This is a genomic window from Actinoallomurus acaciae (genome assembly GCF_042429965.1).
GTDB classification, from domain to species: domain Bacteria; phylum Actinomycetota; class Actinomycetes; order Streptosporangiales; family Streptosporangiaceae; genus Actinoallomurus; species Actinoallomurus acaciae.
Map to the genome: position 1 here is coordinate 1 of NZ_JBHLZP010000367.1, position 8,339 is coordinate 8,339.

10 protein-coding genes and 1 pseudogene are annotated in these 8,339 nt (G+C 72.4%); 3 read left to right on the top strand and 8 right to left on the bottom strand.

What is annotated here, in order from left to right; all coding sequences use genetic code 11:
* Window positions 1–116 precede the first annotated feature (116 nt).
* Window positions 117–572, top strand: coding sequence for a GNAT family N-acetyltransferase (locus ACFFNX_RS34685; RefSeq protein WP_378210142.1), 456 nt, complete (start codon window positions 117–119; stop codon window positions 570–572).
* 15 nt (window positions 573–587) lie between these two features.
* Here the strand turns inward: ACFFNX_RS34685 and ACFFNX_RS34690 are convergent, their stop codons facing one another.
* Genes ACFFNX_RS34690 through ACFFNX_RS34705 form a run of 4 tightly spaced genes read right to left on the bottom strand, consistent with a single transcriptional unit; the run spans window position 588 to window position 2,388 of the window.
* Window positions 588–788, bottom strand: coding sequence for a hypothetical protein (locus ACFFNX_RS34690; protein ID WP_378210143.1), 201 nt, complete (start codon window positions 786–788; stop codon window positions 588–590).
* Window positions 789–823: 35 nt separating this feature from the next.
* On the bottom strand, window positions 824–1,129 hold the full coding sequence (locus tag ACFFNX_RS34695; protein WP_378210144.1) for a DUF6204 family protein: 306 nt from the start codon (window positions 1,127–1,129) through the stop codon (window positions 824–826).
* Complete coding sequence (locus ACFFNX_RS34700) at window positions 1,117–1,770, bottom strand: TetR/AcrR family transcriptional regulator (protein WP_378210145.1); 654 nt, start codon at window positions 1,768–1,770, stop codon at window positions 1,117–1,119. The genes ACFFNX_RS34695 and ACFFNX_RS34700 overlap by 13 nt, the downstream gene beginning before the upstream one ends.
* Window positions 1,771–1,806: 36 nt before the next feature.
* A complete protein-coding gene (locus ACFFNX_RS34705) occupies window positions 1,807–2,388 on the bottom strand; it encodes a hypothetical protein (RefSeq protein WP_378210146.1) in 582 nt (193 codons plus the stop codon).
* A 162-nt stretch (window positions 2,389–2,550) separates the two neighbouring features.
* Between ACFFNX_RS34705 and ACFFNX_RS34710 the strand changes: the two genes are divergently transcribed.
* Complete coding sequence (locus tag ACFFNX_RS34710) at window positions 2,551–3,540, top strand: aldo/keto reductase (RefSeq protein ID WP_378210147.1); 990 nt, start codon at window positions 2,551–2,553, stop codon at window positions 3,538–3,540.
* A 9-nt stretch (window positions 3,541–3,549) separates the two neighbouring features.
* On the opposite strand, the gene ACFFNX_RS34715 is transcribed toward ACFFNX_RS34710, so the two are convergent.
* From ACFFNX_RS34715 to ACFFNX_RS34730, 4 genes and pseudogenes are all read right to left on the bottom strand, one after another.
* A complete protein-coding gene (locus tag ACFFNX_RS34715; RefSeq protein WP_378210148.1) occupies window positions 3,550–4,149 on the bottom strand; it encodes a GntR family transcriptional regulator in 600 nt (199 codons plus the stop codon).
* Entirely contained in the window at window positions 4,113–4,391 is a 279-nt protein-coding gene (locus ACFFNX_RS34720; protein ID WP_378210149.1) for a hypothetical protein, read from the bottom strand. Before ACFFNX_RS34720 ends, ACFFNX_RS34715 begins: the two co-directional genes overlap by 37 nt.
* A gap of 47 nt (window positions 4,392–4,438) precedes the next feature.
* Window positions 4,439–4,765 (bottom strand): annotated as a pseudogene (locus ACFFNX_RS34725) (hypothetical protein); the annotation flags it as partial.
* Window positions 4,713–5,933 carry a threonine synthase gene (locus tag ACFFNX_RS34730; protein ID WP_378210150.1) on the bottom strand — a complete coding sequence of 407 codons (1,221 nt, stop codon included), beginning with the start codon at window positions 5,931–5,933 and terminating at the stop codon, window positions 4,713–4,715. The pseudogene ACFFNX_RS34725 and the gene ACFFNX_RS34730, both read right to left, overlap by 53 nt.
* Before the next feature lie 178 nt (window positions 5,934–6,111).
* Here ACFFNX_RS34730 and ACFFNX_RS34735 point away from each other — a divergent pair, with 178 nt between their 5' ends.
* Window positions 6,112–7,944, top strand: a complete 1,833-nt coding sequence (locus tag ACFFNX_RS34735) for a GAF domain-containing sensor histidine kinase (RefSeq protein ID WP_378210151.1) — start codon at window positions 6,112–6,114, stop codon at window positions 7,942–7,944.
* Window positions 7,945–8,339: the final 395 nt, after the last annotated feature.

Here is an 8,339-nt window from a genome sequence, read left to right on the forward strand (position 1 = left end):
GGCGTACCCGCGGGCCGCCGTACGGACCGGGCGGCGGCCCGCGGCGCAGAGCCCCTGACGGGCAGCGCGTGCGGGCCGCTGGACAGCCGCCGAGCGGCCCGGAAAGATTCATGACCATGACCCCGCATCTGCGACCTGCGGAACGCGACGACTACGACCGCATCATCGGTGTGGTGGACGACTGGTGGGGCCGGCCGATCAGCGTGATCCTGCCCCGCCTGTTCCTGGACCACTTCCACCGCACGAGTCTGGTGGCCGAAGACGGCGACGGGCTGGCGGGGTTCCTCATCGGGCTGCACTCTCCCTCGATGCCCGACGCGGCCTACATCCACTTCGTCGGCGTCGCGCCGCGCGCTCGTCGCGGTGGGCTGGCCCGCCGCCTCTACCAGCGGTTCTTCGGCCTCGCCGCGGCCGAGGGCCGTACGAAGGTCAAGGCGATCACGTCTCCGCAGAACCAGCGGTCCATCGCCTTCCACACCGCGATGGGCTTCACGGTCACCGGCCCGGTCGCCGACTACGACGGCCCCGCCACCGACCGCGTCGTGTTCGAGCGGGAGCTGACACTCCCCTGAGGCACCCGGCCGGGGTCACGCCTCGTTCTCGTACCGGCTGCGCGCCGAGGCGAGAATCCGGTCGAAGTCGTGCTGGGTGGCGTCGCACCAGTGCATCAGGTCCGACAGCAGCATCCGCAGATTCGCGCTCGGGCCCTCCTTCCAGCCGTCGGCCGAGAGGGTGTAGGCCCGCATCGCCTCACCGGCCCGCTCCACGTTCCGGTCGATCGTCGCCACGTTCTTCCGCCTCCTCGCACCGGCGCCCGGTGTGATCAGTGCCGCCGGCCCTTCCGGCGGATCTTGATGTCGCGCATGTCGGTCACCGCCACCCGGAGGATCCGGTACGGATACCCGTGCGCGTCCAGCGCCGCGACGGCCCGCTCGGTCGCCTCCCGCTCGCCGTCGCCCGGATCGGCCGGCACCTGGCAGCGGAAGGTGAACGCCGACAGGCCGGCGTCGCCGGTGAAGGTCCCGGCCTCCGTGAAGGCGGCCACGAACGCGTCGGCCCCGGCGAGCAGGGCGGCGCGGTCGGCGTCGCTCAGTCCGTCGAACGTGCCGCGGATCGTCACCCTGAACACGGTCGGTCCTCTCGTACGGCGTAGGCGAGGAGGCGTTCGCCGAGGAACTCCTCGACGGTGTCGAGGAGCGCGAGCACCGCGGCGGCGATCTCGTCGGGCCCCTGGCCGGCCGTGACGCGCTCGCCGATCTCGGCGAAGACCAACGCGTGGAACCAGCCGATCTGGGCGGCCACGACGCGCGGCCGCGGGTCGTCCGGCGCCGCTCCGGTCTCCTCGGCGAGTACGGCGGCGAGAGCCTCGGTCATCTGCCGGCCCAGCTCCTCCAGCCGGGCGAGCAGCGTCGGAGCGGCCCGCATCATCTCGAAGACACGGCCGAACCCCTCGGTCAGCCCCAGGCTGCGGTCGCGGCGGCGCGCCTCTTCACGAAGCCGTGCCAGCACCGCCCGCGCGGCGGACTCGCCGGGTGCGCGCTGCCGCACGATGTCGGCGAGCCGCCGCGCGGACGCCTCGTCCGGCGGGAGAACGAGGTCCTCCTTCGCGACGAAGTAGTTGTAGACGGTGTTGACGGACACGTCCGCCGCCGCGGCGACCTCGGCGATCGTGACGTTCTCAAAGCCACGCTCCACGAACAGGCCGGTGGCCACGTCGGAGATGCGCTGCCGCGTCTGACGCTTCTTCCGCTCCCGCAGCCCCTCTGACATGAGCCGAACTATAGTCGACTCCAAACTTTCAGTGCACTACATTTTTTGGGCCGGTTCCGACGTCGCTTTGAGCCACACCGGGACGGGCGGCAAGGGGGCGTCATCGACCGCGAAGTGGCCGGCCGTGACGGTGGCGAACGGGGCGATCGCGTAGCACGGGGGCAGCTCGGCGGGAGAGTCGAGCACCCCCCAGGAGAAGCCCAGCCGCTGGTGGCGACCACGGCCCGCCACGCTGAACCCGACCGCGCCCGACATGATGCCGGGCGGAACGGTGCGGGTGATCGTGCCGGTCACCGTCGCGGTGTCGCCGCCGGTGGCGAGGCACCTCACCGTCCCCCAGGCCTCCCCGGTCACGGGTCGGCCGTCGGGTCCGACGCCGCTGTGACGGAAGTGGAACGTACCGCGGGCACGGGTGTAGAAGCCGTGGGCGTCGAAGTCGAACCGGATGTCGTCATCGGGCGCGTAGGCGTAGTAGATCCTCGCAGCGCCGACCAGGCCTGGTTCCTTCGGCGCCTCGGCCGCCGGCGCACCGGCCGAAGCGGTCGCACCGGTCGCGGTGAGCGCGACCAGGACGCCGACGGAGACCAGGGCCCTGCGGGGACCGGGCGAACGAGTCATGGTGAGTCTCCTCAGGTGGACGTCGGCGCCGTCATCCGGCGCCGTCCCCGATCCTTCGCCCCGCACCCTGCCTGCGGCGTCCCTCGTGAGCGCCGGCCCCCTCCCCCGCAGGTACCGCTCCGGGGTGTGCCACGGCCGCCCGAACTGATTGGCTGGGTGGTCATGGACTACACGCAACTCGGACGGACCGGGCTCAAGGTGAGCCGGCTGGTGCTCGGCACGATGAACTTCGGGCCGCTGACCGACGAGCCCGACGCCCACGCGATCATGGACGCGGCGCTCGACGCCGGCGTCAACTTCTTCGACACCGCCAACACCTACGGCCAGGGCGAGAACAAGGGGCGCACCGAGGAGATCATCGGCACCTGGTTCGCCCAGGGCGGCGGTCGGCGTGACAAGACGGTCCTGGCCACCAAGGTCTACGGGAACATGGCCGCGGAGGGCGACGCCTGGCCGAACCACGACCGGCTGTCCGCGGTCAACATCCGCCGGGCCGTCGACGCCTCCCTCAGGCGGCTCGGCACCGACCGCATCGACCTGTACCAGTTCCACCACATCGACCGGAACACGCCCTGGGACGAGATCTGGCAGGCGATGGACGTCCTGGTCCAGCAGGGCAAGGTCCTCTATGTCGGCTCCTCCAACTTCCCCGGCTGGAACATCGCCCGGGCGAACGAGGCGGCGGCGCGGCGCGGCTCCCTCGGGCTCGTCAGCGAGCAGTGCCTGTACAACCTGGCCGAGCGGCGGGCCGAGATGGAGGTCATCCCGGCCGCCGAGGTGTACGGCCTCGGAGTGATCCCCTGGTCCCCGCTGCAGAGCGGCCTGCTCGGCGGTGTCCTGCGCAAGCAGGAGGAGGGCCGGCGCTCGGCGTCCGGGCGCGCGGCGGCGATCCTGGCCGACCCCGACCAGCGGGCACGAATCCAGGCGTACGAGGACCTGTGCGACAAGCACGGCGTACGGCCCGGCGAGGCCACGCTCGCGTGGCTGCTCACCCGGCCCGGCGTGACCGGGCCGATCATCGGCCCCCGCACGCAGGAGCACCTCGACTCGGCGCTGCGGGCGGTGGCGCTGGAGCTGCCACGGGAGTTCCTCGACGGCGTCGACGCGATCTTCCCCGGCCCCGGCCCCGCTCCGGAGGCGTTCGCCTGGTGAGCCGGCCCCTCAGGGCAGGCGCTCGGGCAGCACCTTCTCCAGCGCGCGGATGACCTGACCGACGTTCCGGCGGGCCGCCTGTTCGGCGGCGGCGGTGTCGCCGGACAGGAGCGCGTCCACGATCTCCACGTGCTCGTCCAGGCTCGCCCGCGGACGTCCGGGGACGGCGGTGGTGAGGTTGTGCCCGAGCCGCAGCCGGGCGGTCAGCAGGTCGGCGATGGCGGTCAGGCGCCGGTTGGCCGAGCCGTGCCAGATGAGCGCGTGGAACTCACGGTCCAGTTCGGCGTAGGTCTCGACGTCGCCGGCCTCCAGCGCGGCCCGCCGGCCCTCGATCAGCTCACCGAGCCGGTCGAGCAGGCCGGCGAGCCGGGTCCGCGCGATGTGGCGGGCGGCGACGGCGTCGATCGCCGCCCGCAGCCGGTAGATGTCGCGCATGTCCGCGGCGGTCATCTCGGCGACGAAGTAGCCCGAGTGCTTGCGCGCGACGAGGAACCCCTCGCGTTCGAGGATGGCGAGCGCCGCCTTGACCGAGGTCGGCGAGATGCCGAGCCGCTCGGCGAACGGGCGTGCCGTCACGCGTTCGCCGGGCAGCAGCAAACGTTCGAGCACGGCCGCGGACCAGGCTGTTCAGCTCCGAAGATGCTTCGGTCACCGGTCCCCCAGGCCGGGCGCATCGGCACGAGGCGGTGCCGCGCCCAGGGCGCGGCGTAGTGCCGATCGCCGGGCCGCCCGTGCCACCATAGCGGGTTGGCCTTCGGCTCGACCTGGGATCCGGCCGTCGCCGCGACGAGCGTGTACGCGCCGGAGCCGACCGGCTTGGCGGCGAACCGCCGGACGTAGCGCTCGGGCACGACAGCGTGGTCAGGTAGGTCGGCAGCGTCGGCGCGGGCTCCGTGGTGTGGATGACCAGGTCGCCCTCGTCGGCGGTGGCCTCGCCGATCATCGAGAAGCTGGCGAACTGCCGGCCGGCGAACCTCTTGTCCAGGATCCGGTTGACGCTGAACGCCGCGGTGAATGGGCTGCCGTCGCTGAACCGCACGCCGCGCCGGATCGCGAACCGCCAGGACGTGGCGATCCACGGCACGAGTGCCTGCGTTCTGGGGTCCCGGCGCAGGAGCTGGTCGACGATGTTGCGGTAGACCGCGTAGGTGTCGGAGTCGGATCCAATCCCCTCAGCCACGGGCGGGGATGCGGCCGTCTTTGGCCAGCAGTGGCACGTCGACACGTACGGTCTCGGGGTACTTCACGCCCGCGCCGGTGTTGAGCACGACCACCTCGTCGTCGGCGTCGAGGTGGCCGCCGTCGCGCAGCGTCCCCAGCGCGGCGAAGCAGGCCGCGCCCTCGGGGCAGATGAAGGCGCCCTCCAGCTCGGCGAGCTCGGTCTGGGCGGCGAGGAGCTCCTCGTCGGTGACCGCGACCGCGGTGCCGCCGGTCTCGCGGACCGCCCGCAGGACGAGGAAGTCACCGAGGGCCTTGGGCACCGTGATGCCGAAGGCGACCGTGCGCGCGCCAGGGAACGGCGTGCTCTCCTCCGCCCCGTTCTCGTACGCCTCGACGATCGGCGCGCAGCCGGTGGCCTGCACCGCCACCAGGCGTGGCAGGTCGCCGGTGACCCAGCCGAGCTCCTTGAGCTCCAGCAGCGCCTTGTGGATGCCGATGATGCCGACGCCGCCGCCGGTCGGGTACAGGATGACGTCGGGCATCCGCCAGCCGAGCTGCTCGGCGATCTCATAGCCCATGGTCTTCTTGCCCTCTAGCCGGTACGGCTCCTTGAGGGTGGAGACCTCCTGGTAGCCGTCCCGCTCCCCCACCGCGGCGCCGACGAGCCGTCCGGCGTCGCCGATGAGGCCGTCGACGCGGTACAGCTCGGCCCCGGCGACCCGGCACTCGGCCATGGTGATCGGCGGCGCGTCGTCCGGCATCGCGATGAGGCTCCCCAGGCCCGCCCGCGCGGCGTACAGCGCCCAGGCCGCGCCGGCGTTGCCGTTCGTCGGCATCGCGACGCCCCTGGCGCCCAGCTCGGCGGCGCGGGAGACCCCGACCGCCGCGCCGCGCGCCTTGAAGGTTCCGGTGGGGATCAGGCCCTCGTCCTTCATCAGGAGGCGGTTCAGCCCGGCGCGGCGGGCGTACGCGGGCAGGGGCAGCAGGGGCGTCATCCCCTCGCCGAGGCTGACGACGCGCTCGGGGTCCCGTACGGGCAGGACCTCGTGGTACCGCCAGAGGGTCGGCTCCCGGCGCGCGATGTCGTCCGGGGTCACCGCGTCCCGTACGCGGCCGAGGTCGTACCGGGCGAGCAACGGCGCCCCGGCGGCGGAGGTGCCCTGAAGGACGCCGGCGTCGTAGCGCTCGCCCGTCCGTGAGCACTCCAGGTGGCTGAGGAACGAAAAGGTCACGGCCTCTCCTCACGAGGGGGTGCGCGAAGCCGCAATTTTGGATCCAAATTTGGGCGGCCGTCAATAGGTCCCCGGATTCTGGATAATACCGACAGAGATTGTTTTCTCTGGCAGGACGACCTGCCCCGAAGATTCGGCCGTCAAAATCGAGAGTTTTGTCTGACCGATAACATGTGGTATGCGCTGGAGCCTGTTCGTGCTTCTGCGACGCCGGACGCGCCCATCGGTGCCGCTCGGCGTTCTCGTGCTGGTGGTGTGCGTCCTGGCGCAGACTCTGCTCGTCGCCCTGCTCAGCAAGGTCACGACGGTCCTGTCGCTGGACGTGGTCTACCTGTTCGGCGTGGTGCTGATCTCCGCGATCTGGGGACTGGGGCTGGGTCTGGTGGCGGCGGCGGCCAGTGCCGTCGCCTTCGGCGCATACGTCACCGTGGCCACACCGAACCCGTACGACACGTGGATCGTGCTCCTCGCCAACTTCGCGGCCTACGCGATCGTGGCGGTGCTGGCCTGCTCGGTCTGCGGCCTGACGCGGCTGCTGGCGGGCGAGGTGGACGCGCGGGTCGACGCCGACCTGTCCGCCACGCTGGCCCGGCTGCTGCTGCGCACCCCCGACCTGCGGACCGCGATGCCCGCGGCGGCCCGGGGACTGGCCCGCACGCTCGGCCTGTCGTCGGCCTCGATCGAGCCCGGCCCCGTACGCCCCCGGGAGGGGCATGTGACGTTCCCGCTCCGCGGCGACGGGACGCTCGCCACCCTCGTCGTCCCCGCCGACCTGACCAGGTCCACGCTCCGGCGGCTGCGCGACCGCGCGGTGCCCTCCCTGGAGTTGCTGCTGGAGGCCGCGCACGAGCGCGAGCGCGTGGCGGACGCGCTCCGCGTCAGCCGAGACCAGCTCCAGCGGATCGTCGACGAGCAGACCTCGCTGCGGCATCTGGCCACGCTGGTGGCGCGCGGCGCCCCGCCGACGGAGGTCTTCGACGCCGTCGCCCGCGAGATGGGCCTGAACCTGGGGGTGGAGCACACCGTGATCGTTCGCTACCGCCCGGACGACACGGCGGTGGTCACCGCCGGAAGCTGGAACTACCAGGGAATCGTGGAGCACGGCTCGCACTGGGTGCTGGAACCCGGAACCGTCACCGAACTGGTCCACCGCACGCGCTCGCCGGCGCGCGTGAACGCCTACACCGGCGACGGGGTGCTGTCCAAGCGGCTGCGCGATCGCGGGGTGGTCTCCTCCGTCGGCTGTCCGATCATGGTCGGGAACTTCCTGTGGGGCATCGCGATCGCCTCCGCGAGCACGGAGGAGCCGCTGCCGCCCGACACCGAACGGCGGATGCACGACTTCACCGAACTGGCCTCCGCCGCCATCGCGAACGCCCAGAGCCACGCCGACCTGATCGCCTCGCGCGCCCGGGTCGTCGCCGCCGCGGACGAGACCCGCCGCCGCATCGAGCGCGATCTGCACGACGGTACGCAGCAGCACCTGGTCACGATCGCTCTCGACATCCGGGGCATCGAGGTCGCCCTGCCGCCGGAGCTGGACGAGACCCGACACCGGCTCTCGGCGACGGCGCACGGCGTGGAGGACGCGCTCGCGGAACTCCAGGAGATCTCCCGCGGCCTGCACCCGGCGATCCTGGCCAAGGGCGGCCTGAAGGCCGCGCTGACCGCGCTCGCCGGCCGCTCGTCCGTCCCGGTCGAGCTCACCATGGGCGGCACGACCCGGCTGCCCGAACGTGTCGAGGTGAGCATCTACTACGTCGTCTCCGAGGCGCTGACCAACGCGGCCAAGCACGCGAACGCGACGGCGATCCGGGTCGATCTGACCGTGGAGGAGGACCTGGTCCGGCTGTCCGTCCGCGACAACGGCGCCGGCGGCGCGGATCCGGACCACGGGTCCGGGCTGACCGGTCTCGCCGACCGCGTCCACACCCTCGGCGGGCGCTTGCAGATCATCAGCCGGCCCGGCGAGGGGACGACGTTGTTCGCCGAGATCCCCTACCAGGCATGACGGCGGCGAGCGGGCCACCCTGTGCCGGTTGTGGCCGATCCGCTACATAGGGTGTCCGCCGCCCCCTCGCGGGTCAGGACCATGGCGAAACGCCTCTACGGCCACGGAGGGCACAGGCCCGTCTCTGCGTCCCAGGCCCACCTTCGCCGAAACGAGCCGATCCCGACGGAGCCGGCGCGGGGCGAGAGCCGCGGGGGTGCGGCTCTCGCCCCGCGTCGCACGGTTCCGCCGGGGCGGACGATACCCGCGGGGCCGGTGGGGGGGCGGGTCAGGGCAGCAGGACGAGTTTGCGGCCGCCGGCCCGGCCGGTGACCACGCGGCTCAGCGCCGCCGCCCCCTCGTCGAGCGGCATCGCCTCGGGCGTGAGCCGGAGGCGTCCGGCGACGACGTCGACC